Annotated in this window: 12 protein-coding genes and 3 pseudogenes; 3 read left to right on the top strand and 12 right to left on the bottom strand. The window is 62.6% G+C overall.

Features of this window, described 5'->3' with window-relative positions; all coding sequences use genetic code 11:
* Positions 1-23 precede the first annotated feature (23 nt).
* The 7 genes and pseudogenes from ASC78_RS00330 to ASC78_RS26725 all read right to left on the bottom strand — a co-directional run.
* Positions 24-740, bottom strand: a complete 717-nt coding sequence (locus ASC78_RS00330; RefSeq protein ID WP_055795048.1) for a hypothetical protein — start codon at positions 738-740, stop codon at positions 24-26.
* Position 741: 1 nt separating this feature from the next.
* Complete coding sequence (locus ASC78_RS00335; RefSeq protein ID WP_157634332.1) at positions 742-1,383, bottom strand: hypothetical protein; 642 nt, start codon at positions 1,381-1,383, stop codon at positions 742-744.
* 56 nt (positions 1,384-1,439) lie between these two features.
* Positions 1,440-1,961, bottom strand: coding sequence for a hypothetical protein (locus tag ASC78_RS00340; protein WP_055795052.1), 522 nt, complete (start codon positions 1,959-1,961; stop codon positions 1,440-1,442).
* A gap of 6 nt (positions 1,962-1,967) precedes the next feature.
* Positions 1,968-2,513: a DUF4123 domain-containing protein gene (locus ASC78_RS00345; RefSeq protein ID WP_157634333.1), complete on the bottom strand. Its 546-nt coding sequence runs from the start codon at positions 2,511-2,513 to the stop codon at positions 1,968-1,970.
* Entirely contained in the window at positions 2,471-4,594 is a 2,124-nt protein-coding gene (locus ASC78_RS00350; RefSeq protein ID WP_235504929.1) for a type VI secretion system Vgr family protein, read from the bottom strand. The genes ASC78_RS00345 and ASC78_RS00350 overlap by 43 nt, the downstream gene beginning before the upstream one ends.
* 98 nt (positions 4,595-4,692) lie before the next feature.
* A partial coding sequence (locus ASC78_RS00355) for an Hcp family type VI secretion system effector (protein ID WP_157634358.1) occupies positions 4,693-5,149 on the bottom strand: 457 nt, incomplete at its 5' end.
* Between the two features lies 1 nt (position 5,150).
* Positions 5,151-5,275 (bottom strand): annotated as a pseudogene (locus ASC78_RS26725) (type VI secretion system tube protein Hcp); the annotation flags it as partial.
* Positions 5,276-6,099: 824 nt separating this feature from the next.
* Here ASC78_RS26725 and ASC78_RS00360 point away from each other — a divergent pair.
* Positions 6,100-7,533, top strand: a complete 1,434-nt coding sequence (locus ASC78_RS00360; protein WP_235504930.1) for a GGDEF domain-containing protein — start codon at positions 6,100-6,102, stop codon at positions 7,531-7,533.
* Between the two features lie 316 nt (positions 7,534-7,849).
* Here the strand turns inward: ASC78_RS00360 and ASC78_RS00365 are convergent, their stop codons facing one another.
* Positions 7,850-9,025, bottom strand: a complete 1,176-nt coding sequence (locus ASC78_RS00365; protein WP_055795061.1) for a helix-turn-helix transcriptional regulator — start codon at positions 9,023-9,025, stop codon at positions 7,850-7,852.
* 275 nt (positions 9,026-9,300) lie between these two features.
* Here ASC78_RS00365 and ASC78_RS00370 point away from each other — a divergent pair, with 275 nt between their 5' ends.
* The gene (locus tag ASC78_RS00370) at positions 9,301-9,549 is read left to right on the top strand and encodes a hypothetical protein (RefSeq protein ID WP_235504931.1); all 249 of its coding nucleotides are present in this window, start codon (positions 9,301-9,303) and stop codon (positions 9,547-9,549) included.
* Positions 9,550-9,596: 47 nt separating this feature from the next.
* On the opposite strand, the gene ASC78_RS00375 is transcribed toward ASC78_RS00370, so the two are convergent.
* From ASC78_RS00375 to ASC78_RS00390, 4 genes and pseudogenes are all read right to left on the bottom strand, one after another.
* Positions 9,597-11,054, bottom strand: coding sequence for a sensor domain-containing diguanylate cyclase (locus tag ASC78_RS00375; RefSeq protein ID WP_082517348.1), 1,458 nt, complete (start codon positions 11,052-11,054; stop codon positions 9,597-9,599).
* Between the two features lie 129 nt (positions 11,055-11,183).
* A pseudogene (locus ASC78_RS27670) lies at positions 11,184-11,438 on the bottom strand (methyltransferase, TIGR04325 family); the annotation flags it as partial.
* A 1-nt stretch (position 11,439) separates the two neighbouring features.
* Positions 11,440-11,826: pseudogene (locus ASC78_RS28305) on the bottom strand (methyltransferase, TIGR04325 family); the annotation flags it as partial.
* A 554-nt stretch (positions 11,827-12,380) separates the two neighbouring features.
* Positions 12,381-13,076 (bottom strand): GntR family transcriptional regulator, encoded by a 696-nt coding sequence (locus ASC78_RS00390; protein WP_055795069.1) that lies wholly within the window; start codon positions 13,074-13,076, stop codon positions 12,381-12,383.
* Between the two features lie 83 nt (positions 13,077-13,159).
* Between ASC78_RS00390 and araD the strand changes: the two genes are divergently transcribed.
* Entirely contained in the window at positions 13,160-14,887 is a 1,728-nt protein-coding gene (araD, locus tag ASC78_RS00395) for an L-arabinonate dehydratase (protein ID WP_055795071.1), read from the top strand.
* The last annotated feature ends 8 nt before the right edge of the window (positions 14,888-14,895 follow it).

Raw genomic sequence — 14,895 nt, forward strand, 5'->3', positions numbered from 1 at the left:
GAGAGCGGGGATGACGGAAGGGATCAGGGGCGAATATGGCTGCGCTCGACGATAGCCCGGATGTCGCACACCTCGGCACGCGGTGGCATCCATATCCCATCCTCTTCGATCAGCTTCTGCCCCGCCGCACGCAACGCATCGAACGGAAAGTCGGGCGTCGAGAAAACGCCCGACGTACTGACGAACCGAAGCAGGTGGATGCCCGCTCGAACAGCCTTGATCGTCAGAAAGGGGTCGTTGCCAGCAAAGTCGTCGAAATAATTGAAGTTGTATGTCTCGAAGATCTTTCTGTCCAAGGAGGACATGATCGGCGCCTGCTTGATTTGAGAGACGTCCCTTGCATATCCATCCTCCTGAATCCGCTTGTACTGCTCGAGCATGTCCAACACCAGTGCCTTCCCCGCTGGATCCGCACCCTCGACCTCGATCCCCCGGAAAAGCAGGGCATGGAGTATCTTCAACCAGCAGGAGATGTCGATGTCCTCGGCATGAATGCCGAAGTAGAGCTTCCGACTCCAAGCGTCCAGCGTCTCCCGGTCCTTTGTCGGCAGAGGCAGTTGATCGAACGATTCATTGATCTTTTCGTAGTCCCGTGAATACTCTGCACCGAGCAACGCATCTCGGAAGACCTGGTTGATCGAGTCGGCATCACCATCCAGGTCCACGTACTTGTAGATCTCCTTCATGTCCGTGATGGACAGGATGGCGATCAATTCGCCCAAACGTGCTTGTCTGCTCATGTCAGTGCGTCTCGATTATTTGATTGAAGATTGACCAGAGCTTGCTGCGCGTGTCCGGCTTCAGCTTGGCGACGAACTTCTTCACAGCCTCGTTTTTCAGTTGGCAGACTCCGAGCTGGATGACCGTCCCCAGCGGATCGACCATGCCCAATGCGCCTTGGTGCTTCTCCAGCAATTCACGGTCCCAGGTAGACAAGCTTCCCGATTCGATGGCACGATCGACTTCCAGGGCCCGCCGGCTCAGCATCATCGCCCGACTCTCGTCGAACGACTTGTTGGCCAAGTTCACGTCGAAGTCCTCGCCGAATTCTGCCTTCAGGCGATCCCTCAGCGATTGCTTGAAATTCAGGCAGTCGAAGAGTAGCGGATTGAAAAAGTACTCATTGCGAACATAGCCTCGAAAGCCCGAAAACTTCTCTTCCACGAATGCTAAATAGGAAAGGGCGCCGCGTTGGATAGAGGCCGTGTATTTTGGGGCGATCTCTGATATTCCTGACCGGGGCGTCCGAGCCGCCGGGCGTGATTTTTTGAAGCCTTGCCGGCTCTCAAGTATGGCCTTCCTGTTGGCCTGCATGATCTCTTGGTAGTCCAGACCAGCGTCTAGAAATTCCCAGATGCCCGAGGACAAATCGAGGCTGAGCAAGACGGCCGCTTCCCCCCAGACGCGGTCTGCGTGAAGGCCGGGTACCGTCGGCATAGTCATGGGACCGCAAGACTCGCGCCGCCTGCGAAGGGTGTCGCGACAATCGAAACGGCAATGGCCCGGATCACCTTGTAGGCTATGTATCCACCAACTACCCAATATGCGGGGGTGGGGTCGATGCCTTGCATGGGGACATTGTTCGCGTCCCAGTCGGCCTGGGTTGGCAATGGACGGGATGCCAGCTGTCGAACACCCGCCGGCAACTGCCCATTCGGGCATCCCGACTGATCGTACTCGTCGATGTGGTCCTGCAGATTCTTCTGCTGGCGCGTTATCTCGTCCTGGTGAGTGGCCCAGGCGGTCGTGCCTGGGCCTTGCGCGCCCTTCTGAACCTGCTCCGCAAACCTTGTCGCCAATCCCTTCGGGCTGCCCGGTCCCTTGGTGGAGTTGGCTATTTCGTCGATCTTTTCCTTCAGGCAGGTGCAGACGTCGCTGTCGCACTCCCTGAGTGTCTTGCGAAGAGAAGTGCTGTTCGGGTGGGTCTTGGGAATGGCGTTGGTGAAAGTTCCGGTGGCCATGACTCGTTACCCCGCCTCATAGACAATGAAATCATGCCGTTCCCGAAAGTTTCGACAATAGACTTTCGATGCGTGGTCGAGCAGTTCGGAAAAGCGTTCCTCAGACTCAATGAAAAAACTGAAGCTGATCGCCGTGTAGTACTTGTTGAGTTGGGCGTAGTTTCCCTTGGGATGCAGGAACACCTTCAGCCGGCGCTTGAGATGATCGGGTGGCATGCTGGAGACAATGACCAAGCCATGTCCGGCGGCTAGATAGGCAACAATTGCCTTCTGGTTGGACGGCCTGATCGCATCCCAATCCAGCAGGTATGGCGCAGAGAGGCCCGCGGCTTCTTTTTCGTCGCCATCGAAAAGGCAGCGACTGTGGGGGCTGCCCACCTCCTTGATGACTTCGTACCCGGTCGCGTCCGACGGATCCAGGAGGATGTATTTGAGTTCCCGGTGCGCGCCGATGATCGCCGCGAATTGCTCGTGATCCTCGATATGGATCAGGCTGGTTTTCGGGCGGGTCAATTTGCGCCCTTGATCTTCGGCTTCTTGCTCGATAGGCATTCCTTGTTCGACTGCCTGCCGGTGAAATCGATCTGGTCCGATTTCAGCCAGATGTGCTTCGCATTGATGACGATTCCCTTGTCATCGATCTGGATGAACCCGCCGGGGCCGCTCAGCAGGATCTTCTCTGTCCCATAGGTGCTGTTGTTCTTCGAGTAATGGAGGATGTCGGAGCCCGCGCTGATGTTGTATTCGTCTCCGACCTTTAGATCGTACTGTTTGCCGACGACGTCGATCCGTTCAATGCCGACCAGGGAGTTTTGGGCAACGCCGACCACGGTGTTCTTAATCAAACCGACTTTTTCGCTAGAACTCAGCAGGACGTTGCGGATCATGTTCTGCTTGACCGTGAGAGTCTTGTTCTCGCCGATCTCTTCGTCGTGATTGGCGCCGACTACGATGGATTTGTTGCTCCCGACACGCTCGGACTGGTCGTGTTCCACAACCTTCGCGCGGTCGTGGCCTACCCAGTGCGTCTCATCGTTCTCCACCTCGATGTCCTGGTTGCGCTCGGCATGCAGCCACACCTGTTCCTCTCCCTTCTTGTCCTCGAAGCGCAGCGCGTTGGCGTTGCTGTCGCTGCCGCCTTCGGAACTGCGCGTGAGCAGCCCGCTCTGCGTGGCGTTGTCGGGCAGGCTCCATGGCGGCATGTTGTCGGCGTTGTAGACGCGCCCGGTCACGATGGGACGGTCGGGATCGCCGTTCTCGAAATCGACGATCACCTCCTGGCCGATGCGCGGGATCTGGATGCCGCCGAAGTTGGTGCCGGCCCAGGGCGAGGACACGCGCACCCAGCACGAGCTGTTCTCGTCCCTGGTGCAGTAGCGGTTCCAGTGAAAGCTGAGCTTCACGCGGCCGTATTCATCGGTCCATATTTCACGGCCCGCGGGTCCCGTGACGATCGCCGTCTGCGGGCCCGTGGTGCGCGGCCTTGGCACCCGGGGCGCCGGCGCCCGGAACACCTTGCTTGTCGGAATGACCTCGAAATCGACGCGGCACTCGAACTCCTGCTGCGCACTGGCATCGCCCACGTCCTGCAGCCGCAGGTGGGCCTCCGTCACCAGGTACTGCCGGTTCGATTCGTTGTGGGGATGGCGCTCCAGCGTGAGGAGGCAGCCCGGCACCACCGCCCGCAGGTTGCCCGAGCCGCTGGCGCGTTCGCCGCGGCTGCCGGTTTCTTCCATGCGCGTGCGTACCAGCTGTTCGCCTTCGGACTCCACCACGTAGTCGCCCGGCCAGCCATAGCGCTCCCAGGTGTTCTGCGCCGTCTTGCGCGGCATGGCACTGACCTGCTGCAACTCGGCCTTCGGGCGCTTGAAGTCGAAGTCGCTGGTCACCCAGCGGCCGCTTTGCAGTTCCTCGCAGGCATTGAAGCCGTCGCAGTGCTCCTCGCGCACGGTGGCCTCCGCCGCATGGAAAGGAATGTTCTGGTAGCCCGCATGAGCGAAGGGCTGGTGCGACGCCATGTCGTCGACGATGACCAGCTTGTGGCTCTTCTCTTCGTGCTCGAAGTAGAAATACAGGCCCCACTCGTGCAGCAGCCGCGCGACGAAGTCGTAGTCGCTCTCGCCGTACTGCACCTGGAACTCGCGCGGCGGATAGCTGCGCGTGGCCCGCACGTCGAAGGGCAGCCCGTATTTGCCCAGCACCTCTCGGACAATGTCCAGCACGTTCTGGTTCTGGAAGATGCGGTAGTCGCTGGTGCGCGTGCCCAGCGTGAGCCAGGGCTCGATCACCGCCTCGTACAGCGCGCGCCGGTTCTCCAGGCGCAAAAAGCGCACGCGCGTCACGAGGCCCGAGAGATGGCGGTGCTGCGGGCCCGATCCCGGGCGTCCGTCGAGCACGATGTGCGCCGTGAGCGCTTCGCCCACCAGCTGCTTGATGGCCACGTTGGCGGCTTGGCGTTCGTTGTAGCCGGGCTGCTCGGGGGTGGCCAGGGTCAGGGTGTAGCGGAACAGGCTGCTCAGCCCTTCATCGCCTTCGATGGCGATGGGCTCCAATGCCGGCTCGCCGCCCAGCGCGGGCATGGCAGACGAAGAGACACTGAGAACACGCGCAAGCTGCGCGGCGCCTGGTGGCATGAGATCCCCCCTGAATTGGCCCTAAGGAAAGAGGCGTGGCCGGAATGCCCCTGACCTCATGCGCGATGAGGCCCTGGAGGCATCGGACGACAAGAGGCTCAGACCTCCTTGTTTTCCTTGATGTTCCAGGCCAGCACGGTTTCAGCGCCCTTGCCGCCCTTGTCCGTCTGCTCCCAGTACTGCTGCTTCACCTTGGCGGCCTGGAACGCGAACTGCACCAGAACCGCATCGCCACTCTGCTCAGCCGTGTACTGCACCGAGGTCACCAGCACTTCTTCCAGCGTGACGCGCGTGTATTCGATCTGCGAGCCACCGGCCTTGCACAACGACACCTCGACCTTGCTCAGGTGCTTGCCGCTGGCGCAGTTCTTCATGACGGACGGAGCCGCCTTGTCGATGCGCGCAATGACCTGCAGGTCATTGAAGCTCGCCTTGCCCACACCGCCGCCACCGCCGCTGACCATGTTTCCAGGCTGCGTCGCTCCCCATGCAAACGACTTGATATCCGTCCAGTCCTTGTGGTTCGAGTCCTTGGATTCGCCGTTTGCGCCCTCANCTGACCATGTTTCCAGGCTGCGTCGCTCCCCATGCAAACGACTTGATATCCGTCCAGTCCTTGTGGTTCGAGTCCTTGGATTCGCCGTTTGCGCCCTCAACGCGCATGAACATGTCTACTGCCATGATTAACCCCCAAAGTTATATATGCCCGATTGCGGGACATCGTTGATATCAGCTGCCCCTGCTGGACAACCCCTGCCTCTTATCAATACCGAAATTAGCGAATTCCAAACCGATCTGCCAGTGTCCAAAGTCACCTGCCAAGAAGCCCAAGATGGCTCAAATTACGAATTAAATACTCATCCAACTGCCGCCTACGCGCTTTGCAAGTGAATCTCCACTGGCCTCGGCCGTTACTCTAGTAAAAGATCGTTGCTGGTGTCCGAATAATTTTGAGGTCTACTCTTTTTTCTTCATGCCTGTGATTTATTTCCATAAGAAATTGGTGTTGATTTCAACTTTATTAATCTTTCCGGCTTAATTGACGTGGAGATATTCAATGTTGTCAGCGCCGGGTCCGTGAGGATTTCCATTCGCGCAAGGCGTGCAGGGCTGTCTCAGAACATCGAACCGCGATCAGCTCACAGAACTCACGGCGAATCGGATCTAGATGGAGCCGGCGACCCACGCGACTTTCGGCTGGTCGGATTGCTGTCGGTGGTGCAAAACGAAGCACGCCGAGGCTGATGCCCAAGCGCTGGTTCGATGATCAGATTCGCACGTGGATTTTGGGTCGAGCCTGACGCTCGATGTTCTTTGTGGAGTCAGTCCCTTCGATGACAAAAGCTTCCTCGTCCCTCTCGCCCGAGACCGCTCCAGATTCGTCCATTGCCACGTTGTCAGCGATCGACTCGAGCTCCCTCGTCCGAAAAACAGATGCGCAAAGAAGTCGCGTCATTTACGGTACGACTTTGTTTGTAGTCTTTGTGTGCGTGGCATTGCTGGTCATGAACGCATGGCTGGTCATTCGCGCGCGCACGGCAGAGAACGAGCAGATCGCGCGGGCGAATACCAACCTGGCACGCGCGGTCGGCCAGCAGATCGACAGTACCGTCGCCCTGGCCGAGCACATCATCTCGGGCCTCGTCTTCGAACTCGAGCGCGCGGACATCACGCCTGACACGCTGCAGCGTCTGCAGCCGGTCCTCGTGAACCATACCTCCCAAGTCCAAGCCATCAAGGGGCTCTTCATCTACGACGAGCAAGGCCGCTGGCTTGTCCATTCCGAGGCCTCCGCGGCCGGGTCACGAAACAATTCGGACCGCGAGTATTTCATTCACCACCGAACCAACCCGAGCGCACGCACGCTGATCAGCGGCCCCATCGTGAGCCGCTCCTCGGGCGAGTGGGTGATCCCGGTCTCGCGAAGGATCAATGACCCGGACGGCAACTTTGCCGGTGTGGTGCTGGTCACGCTCAGCGTCAAGCACCTGCTGAGCGTCCTGGACCGCTTTCAGATCGGCGAGCAGGGAGCGATTGCGCTGTTCGGGACGGACCAGCTCCTGGTTCGCCGCCCCTTCAGGGAAGCCGACATGAACAGGCGCAATACGGACTCGCCGTTCCAGAAGCGATTCCAGGCCTCGCGTTCGGGCACCGTCGAAGGAAGATCGGCGATTGACGGCGTGACGCGGATCATCAGCTTCGAACACCTGCTGGACTATCCGCTCTTCGTGACCGTTGCAGTCGGCAAGGACGAGGCGCTGCAGGAGTGGAAATCCGCATCGATCTATCAAACGACCTGGGTGGTCCTTCTGAGCATGATCATCGGCATGTCAGGCCGCTACCTGATCCGGTCGATGCGCAGGCGCCTGGTGGCGGAACTGCATTTGCAAAGTGCGCGGGACGCACTGACGGAGGCCAATGAACGCCTGGAACATCTTGCGCAGGAAGACGGGCTGACAGGCCTGGCCAATCGTCGCTACTTCGACGCCCGACTGGTCCTCGCATTTCTACAGGCGCAGGAGGGCCAAATGCCGTTGGCGGTCGTCATGGTCGATGTCGACGAGTTCAAGAAATACAACGACCTGTACGGCCATCTCGAAGGCGATGAGTGCTTGCGGCGGATCGCCCATGCTCTTCGCTCCGCAGTGTGGCGCTCAGGCGATCTTGTCGCGCGCTATGGCGGCGAGGAAATGGTTCTGCTGTTGCCCGCGACGGACGCCCAAGGCGCGCTCGAGGTCGCGCAAAGGGCACGGCTGGCGGTGGCCGATCTGCAAATTCCACATGCAGCGACGGACCGAGGCATTGTCTCCGTCAGCCTTGGCGCGTCGGCCTGGGTTCCACAGCCCGGCAGCACGCCTTTTGAACTGTTGAAAGCCGCGGACGAGGCGCTCTATCTTGCCAAAGAAGCGGGGCGGAATACAGTCAGGGCGCACGGTTGATGAGTGGCTTGGGGTCGGACTCTGGCCAAAACCACTCCCATTTGGCCCATTTCGACTTGGTGGTGCTGACTAGGTCCGCAAGTGGCAGCAAGTACGCAGCATTGCCTGCGCGCTCTCTTGCGCCATTGTTTCGAGGTAGGGGCGCGAGGCTCAATGGGGAGCTGATAGAAACCACCGCTGTAAACCTCGGCCATGAGACGTGAGACAGCGTAGTAAGTCTTCCCGGAAGTTCTTGTGGCAAGCAGCTGCAGTAGTTCCAAGCTCGGTGAAAAAATTCCATTCCCAGTGAAACACGACACTTCGGCCTGACTTCGGCCTAGTGCACGCCCAGCGGCGGCGCCGAATTGCTCAACACGCGCAGCAGGTCGCTCTGCCTGGACGTGCCAGTCTTGGAGTACATGTGCTGCAGGTGGGTGCGAACGGTGGCTTCGCTGATGCCGAGCATGTCGGCAACCTCCATGCCGCCCAGCCCTTGCGCAAGCGACAGCAGCACGCGCAGTTCGCCGCCCGTGAGCTTGTGCAGGCGCGCGAAGGCTTCGCCCGGCATGGGTGGTGCCTGGATCGGGTCCTGCATGAACACGGCCACGGAGGCGGCGAACGGCGCCAGGACGCCGCGGCGCTGGCCGCTCTCGATCGGCAGAAGCGTGGCGATGTAACCCCCGCCGACGCCGTCCGGTACCGCGACGGAATGTTCGCTCGCACGCACGTCGGCGTCGTCATCGCGCGTCGATTGGTCGATCGCCTTCGACAGTGCGGCGCGGGCAGCGGAATCCGTCGGGGCCAGCCGGTTGTTTGCAAGCCGCACCGACTTTCCGGACTTGACCTGCTGCTCGGCGGCGCGATTCATGTAGACGACGCGGCCGTCGCGCGCCGTGAGAAAAACACCGGCGGCCAGGCCGTCCAATGTCTTCTCGAGCACCTCCGAATGCAGCGCGCGAATGTCGAGCGCATCGGAGATGGCGAGCGCGCGGCACACATGGGGCGCGAGCAGGCTGAACAGGCCCACGTCGTGCGCTTGATAGCGCGGCGACGCATCGCTGCGCGAAGCGTGCAGCGATGCCATGCGCCCTCCGGTGCGCAGCGCGGGAAACCACATCATGTCCTGCAGCCCGAAAGGCTCCAGCACTTCCCTGAAGAAGCGGCCTTCGCGCAAATGGAACTGCGCCATCGAGAGGGCGCTGACGTCGCCGATGTTCGCGACCACGTCCGAAACCGCCATGGGGCTTTCCGCGTACTGCGATCCCAGCTTCTCGAGGAACTCCGGCTGGTAGCCGAAGACAAACAGCTGGTCGTTCTGCACTTGCCGCAGGTCATGGACGCAGATGCCGCCGCCGGTGCTTTCGCAAAGATCGGAAATCCTTCGGCAGGCGCCCGGCCAAAGCAGCGGATCGAGCGCGCAGTCGTAGACGGCCCCGATCACCTCGGACAGCTCGCGAGGCGAGATTCCAATCGATTCGAAATGCGCCGGGGCGGCGGAAGCAAGCACGCTCATATGCGCCTTTCGACTTCAAGCTTGAAGTGAATGCGAAGACGATATAGAGAAAAGTTCTCGCACGCCATACGTCAAATGGCGTTCGACGATGCGGAACCGGCGGCGGCATCCACTCATTCCTTCCGATGACGCGCTGACCGGAGCGCCCGCCTAATCTTGCGCAGACGGCCCCCTTTTCGGTTCGGCCGTCACCCCGCAGGAGATGAACAATGCATTCGAATCAAAGATGCGGCCGCCGTCTTGCCCTGACGTTGCCGCTGGCGCTCTGCACATCGATGGCCTTCGCGCAGGCAGCGAACGACAGGCTGGCTTCGGTATCCGTCGACGAACTCAAGCGCGTCTACCTGGCATGCGACCGGGTGGCATCGCAGCAGTTGCTGGACTCCAGCACCGCGGCGCATTGCTCCTTTGCAGGCGAAGCGCTTCAGAAGCGAGCCTTCGCAGGCAGCTTCGACCAGTTGCTCGCATGGTGGCGCGCCGAAAAGGAAAAGGACGCTGCGTCCGCGAAGCTCAGCCAGAAGTAGTAGCCGCGGATGAAAGCTGCCCCAGCCGGTGGCGGCTCGGCGCCGCGTCAGCGCCGCCGCTCGATCGCGCTCTCGCGGTAGTGGCGGGCCTTCTCTTCGTACATTGCGCGGTCCGCGCGCTGCAGCGCCGCGTCGAGCTGGTCGCCGGCTTCGCAGGTCGCCACGCCGATCGCGAGGTTCAGCACCCGTCCGCTCTGGCCTGCATAGAACTGGTTGTTCAGCTCGAGCATGGAAACGATGCGGTCGCGTATGGCTTCGGCGCCGCGTTCGTCGGTCTTGGGCAGCACGACGGCAAACTCGTCGCCGCCGATGCGCGCGGGCCAGCCCGGCTCGTCGACGGCCTTGCTCAGCACCTCGCCCACGCGCCGCAGCAGCGCGTCGCCGGCGGCGTGGCCTTCCTCGTCGTTGACGGGCTTCAGGCCGTTCATGTCAATGACCAGCACCGACACCGGCCACGGGCCCTTGCGCGACAGCCGGTTCAGTTCGTCCGAGAAGAAGGCGCGGTTGCGCAGTTGCGTCAGCACGTCGTGCTTGCCCAGGTACTCCAGATAGGCCTCGGCCTTCTTTCGGGCCGTGATGTCGATCAGCGACACCAGCACGAGGTCCCAGGTGGCGAGCCGGTCTTCGAGCACGGCAAACTGCATGTGGATGTTCAGCGGGTCGCCCGTCAGCGCGTAGTTGATGACCTCGCGCTGCTGCAGCATCTTGCCGCTCCAGAGGTCCTGCAGCTGTTCGGCGAAGGAGTCGTGCATCTCGTCGCGGAAGACACCGGAGAGGTTGTCCAGCAGCTGCCTCTTGTCGGCGGCGCCGAACATGCGCAGCGTCTCGTGGTTGACGTCGATCACCCGGATCTCGCGCATGCAGCGCGTGATGAACTCGGGGTGCACCTTCATGAAGGTCGCGAAATCGCAGATGCCCCGCTTGCGTATGTCGTCGAGCAGCGTCTTGACCCCGCTGAAGTCTTCCACCCACAGCGAGACCGGCGAGCGCTCGAACAGCTCGCGCGCGTAGCGCTCGCTTTCCAGGCGCAGCCGCTCGGCCCGCACGCGCTCGGTGATGTCGTCCAGCGACACCAGCACGCGGCCCCACGAGGCCTCGTGGCCGGGCAGCACCTGCACGCGCACGTGCACGTCGAGCCTGCGGCCGTCGAGCGCATAGTTGACCGTCTGGTTGTCGAAGCAGAGCTTGCCGCGCCAGAGCTGGTCCAGTTCATAGATCACGGGCGCGGTCATGTCATCCCGAAAGACACTGTCCAGCCGCGACAGCAGCTCGTCCTGGCTCTGCGCACCGAAGAGGGTCAGCGTGCTCTGGTTGACGCTCAGCACCCGCAGCTGCGCCATGCATTCGCGCACATGCCGGGGCTCGGCATTCAGGTGGGCCACCAGATCCACCACACCGGCGCTGCGCCACGACTCGAACAACTGGTGCAGCCCGCTGTAGTCCTCGAGCCAGAGCGACATCGGCGCGAACTCGAACATCGATTCGTAGTCGGTGGTGGACGGCATGGATTTTTTCCTTTGCGCGAGGGAGTCGTGTCCGCAATGATGCACCCTCGGCGGGCTGCGGCAATGCGCTGCCCATGCTTGTCGGCGCCTTGCGGCGCGGTGCCATGGCGGTGGTGTACCGCCGCGGACTCAGCGCGTGAAGTACTGGCCGCTGTACGTCGGTACGCAATGATCGGGAAACCCGGGCAGGTCGACCGAACGCTCGGGCACCTGCCATTGCTCGCGCAGGGTGTAGCCCAGCGCCTCGACCTCCTTCACGAAGCGGCGGCGGTTGTAGACGTGCATCGGCGCGAAGCAGCCGGCGCCGATGTTCTGCGTCGTGACGTAGTCCTCGCCGCCATACAGCGGAACCTTGTTCAGGAGAATGTGCCGCGGACGCTCCTCNCGGCGCGAAGCAGCCGGCGCCGATGTTCTGCGTCGTGACGTAGTCCTCGCCGCCATACAGCGGAACCTTGTTCAGGAGAATGTGCCGCGGACGCTCCTCGCATTGCTGAAGCAGCTGGGCGGGGCGCGCGTTGTCGAGATAGTGCAGGGCGCCGGCAGAAATCCAGATGTCGTTGCCGGACAAGGCCTGCTTCAGTTCGTCGGCGAAGCTCAGCGCGCGCGCATCGGCATCGGGCTGTCTCGCCATCTCGCGACCGATGGCTGCGATGGCGGGCACTTCCACCACCCGCCACGACAGATCCTTCGGCATGTCGAAGTAGCGACGGTAGGCATAGAAGTGCACGCCCACCGAACCGCCGATGTCGAGCACCCTGGTGGCGCCGTCGCGNCCCGCCACGACAGATCCTTCGGCATGTCGAAGTAGCGACGGTAGGCATAGAAGTGCACGCCCACCGAACCGCCGATGTCGAGCACCCTGGTGGCGCCGTCGCGAAATGCGCGCTCGAGCCACCACATCACCGGATAGTCGTAGGCAAAGATCTTCTTCGTTCGAACGTCCACGTACTCCGCCGCCAGGGCGGCGTGGTCGAACTCCGGGCTGGGAGGCAGCGAGCTGCGCGCCTCGGCAAAGGTCTTGAAAAGGCCGAAGCAACCGGCGAAACCGGCTTCGGAAAAGAACCGTTGGCGCCGCCAGCGCTGCAGCGCCGGCCGGGTGACCGGCCCTTCCAGGATCCGTCGGACGATTTGCTGAGCACCGGAGTAAGCCATGTCTGCGTCCATCCTCTTGACGATCGTTGCCTGCCGCGGTGCTGTCCGCGGTGGGCTGATTCGAAAAATGGCCGGCAACACTCTTCCCGAATGCCAGCCCGGAATGCCACCAGCATACGATGAAAGTAGTAATAAAAAATAGGTTTTATGGCCTAGCTCGCTGGGCCATGCCGCTCAGTTTCTGGGCGCGATGAAGTCGGGATGCCGCGCGCAGATTTCCGGCAGCGAGCTCAGCGTGCCGGAGAGGTGTTCGCGCAGTGCCTTCTGAGCCGCGGCCCTGTCGCCCTTGGCGATGGCGCGCACGATCGCGCGGTGGTCGCGCAGGATCGCCTCGGTCTTGCCCGCCGTGGGCAAATGCAGGCGCCGCAGGCGGTCCACGTGGCCCGAAACCCGGCTCACCAGGTCCCACAGGCTCGGCACGTCGGCGGCTTCGTACATCAGGTGGTGAAACTTGCGATCGGCGCCGACGAATTCGCCGTACTGCCGCGCCGCCGCCAGCGTGGCCTGCAGCGCGACCTGTGCTTCGAGTTGGGCCACCAGGCCGGGCGGGGCTTCGCCGGCCAGCTGGTGGACGATCTCCAGCTCGATCGAGCGGCGCAAAAAGTGCGCCTGCCTGGCCGCGTCGATGTCGATGCGGCTCACCAGGGTGGCGTGCTGCGGAAACACGTCCACCAGGCCTTCTTCGCTCAGCCGCAGCAAGGCTTCCCGCACCGGCGTCTGGCTCACACCGAAGCGGTCCGCCAGCTCTTGGCGTACCAGCACCGTACCGGGGACGAGGTCGAGGGAGAGGATGGCATCGCGCAGTTTTTCGAGCACTTGCGGTGCGGCCAGGCGGGTGCGGTCGAGTCGGATCCGGGGGAGGGCAGTCATTCGCTGGAATTCTCGTTTGGCGAAGTGATATATTAGTGTTTTAATGTAGTTGATCCCACGCAAGAAACCCGGTTCAGCCCTCGATGCCACGCTCCTACGACACCCTGCGCAGCGCCCGCTGGTTCGCGCCCGACGACTTCCGCTCCTTTGGCCACCGCTCGCGGGTGATGCAGATGGGCTACGCGCCCACCGACTGGGTAGGCAAGCCCATCATCGCCATCGTCAACACGTGGAGCGATGCCAACCAGTGCCATTCGCACTTCAAGCAGCGCGTCGACGACGTCAAGCGCGGCATCTTCCAGGCGGGCGGCTTTCCGCTCGAGCTGCCGGCCATCTCGCTGTCCGAGAGCATGGTCAAGCCGACGACCATGCTCTACCGCAACTTCCTGGCCATGGAAACCGAGGAGCTGCTGCGCAGCCACCCGATCGACGGCGCGGTGCTGATGGGCGGCTGCGACAAGACCACGCCGGGCCTCACGATGGGCGCGCTGAGCATGGGCCTGCCGTTCATCTACCTGCCCGCGGGCCCGATGCTGCGCGGCAACTGGCGGGGACAGGTGCTGGGCTCGGGCTCCGACGCCTTCAAGTACTGGGACCAGCGCCGCGCGGGCCAGCTCAGCGACCAGGCCTGGCAGGAGATGGAGGCCGGCATTGCGCGCAGCCATGGCACCTGCATGACCATGGGCACGGCGGCCACCATGATGGGCATTGCCGAGGCCGTGGGCTTCACGCTGCCGGGCGCCTCGAGCATTCCCGCAGCCGATGCCAACCACGTGCGCATGAGCGCCGAATGCGGCCGCCGCATCGTCGAGATGGTGTGGGACGACCTGACCCCGGCCAAGATGCTCACGCGCGACAACTTCGAGAACGGCATTGCCTGCGCGATGGCCATGGGATGCAGCACCAACGCCATCGTTCACCTGATCGCCATGTCGCGCCGCGCCGGCCATCCGGTCACGCTGGACGACTTCGATGCCGCGAGCCGCCGCGTGCCGGTCGTCGCCAATATCCGGCCGAGCGGCGATACCTACCTGATGGAAGACTTCTTCTATGCAGGCGGCCTGCCCGCGATGCTGGAGCGCATCCGCGGCCACCTGAAGACCGAAGCGCGCACGGTCAACGGCCGCACCATCGGGCAGAACATCGAGGGCGCCGAAGTCTTCAACGACGACGTCATCCGCCCGCTTGCCAACCCCATCTATGCCGAAGGCGCGCTGGCCGTGCTGCGCGGCAACCTCGCGCCCGATGGCGTGGTGATCAAGCCCAGCGCGTGCGCACCGCACCTCTTGCAGCACACCGGGCGCGCGCTCGTGTTCGACGACTACCCGGCGCTCAAGAAGGCAGTGGACGATCCCGAACTCGATGTCACCGGCGACGACATCCTGGTGCTGCGCAATGCCGGCCCGCGCGGCGCCGGCATGCCCGAGTGGGGCATGCTGCCGATCCCGACCAAGCTCTTGAAGCAGGGCGTGAAGGACATGCTGCGCCTGTCGGACGCGCGCATGAGCGGCACCAGCTACGGCGGCTGCCTGCTGCACTGCTCGCCCGAGTCGGCCGTGGGCGGCCCGCTGGCACTGGTCCAAACCGGCGACCGCATCCGCGTCGACGTGCCAGAGCGGCTCATCCACCTGGAGGTGAGCGACGAGGAGCTGGTGCGCCGCAAGGCCGCCTGGACGCCGCCCGCGCCGCGCTACGAGCGCGGCTACGGCTGGATGTTCGGCCGCCACATCCTGCAGGCCAACGAGGGCTGCGACTTCGATTTTCTCGAAACCGAATTCGGCCGCCCGGTGCCCGAGCCGGACATCTTTTGAAAACCTTG

The organism is Variovorax sp. Root318D1 (assembly GCF_001424835.1).
Classification (GTDB): Bacteria; Pseudomonadota; Gammaproteobacteria; order Burkholderiales; family Burkholderiaceae_C; genus Variovorax.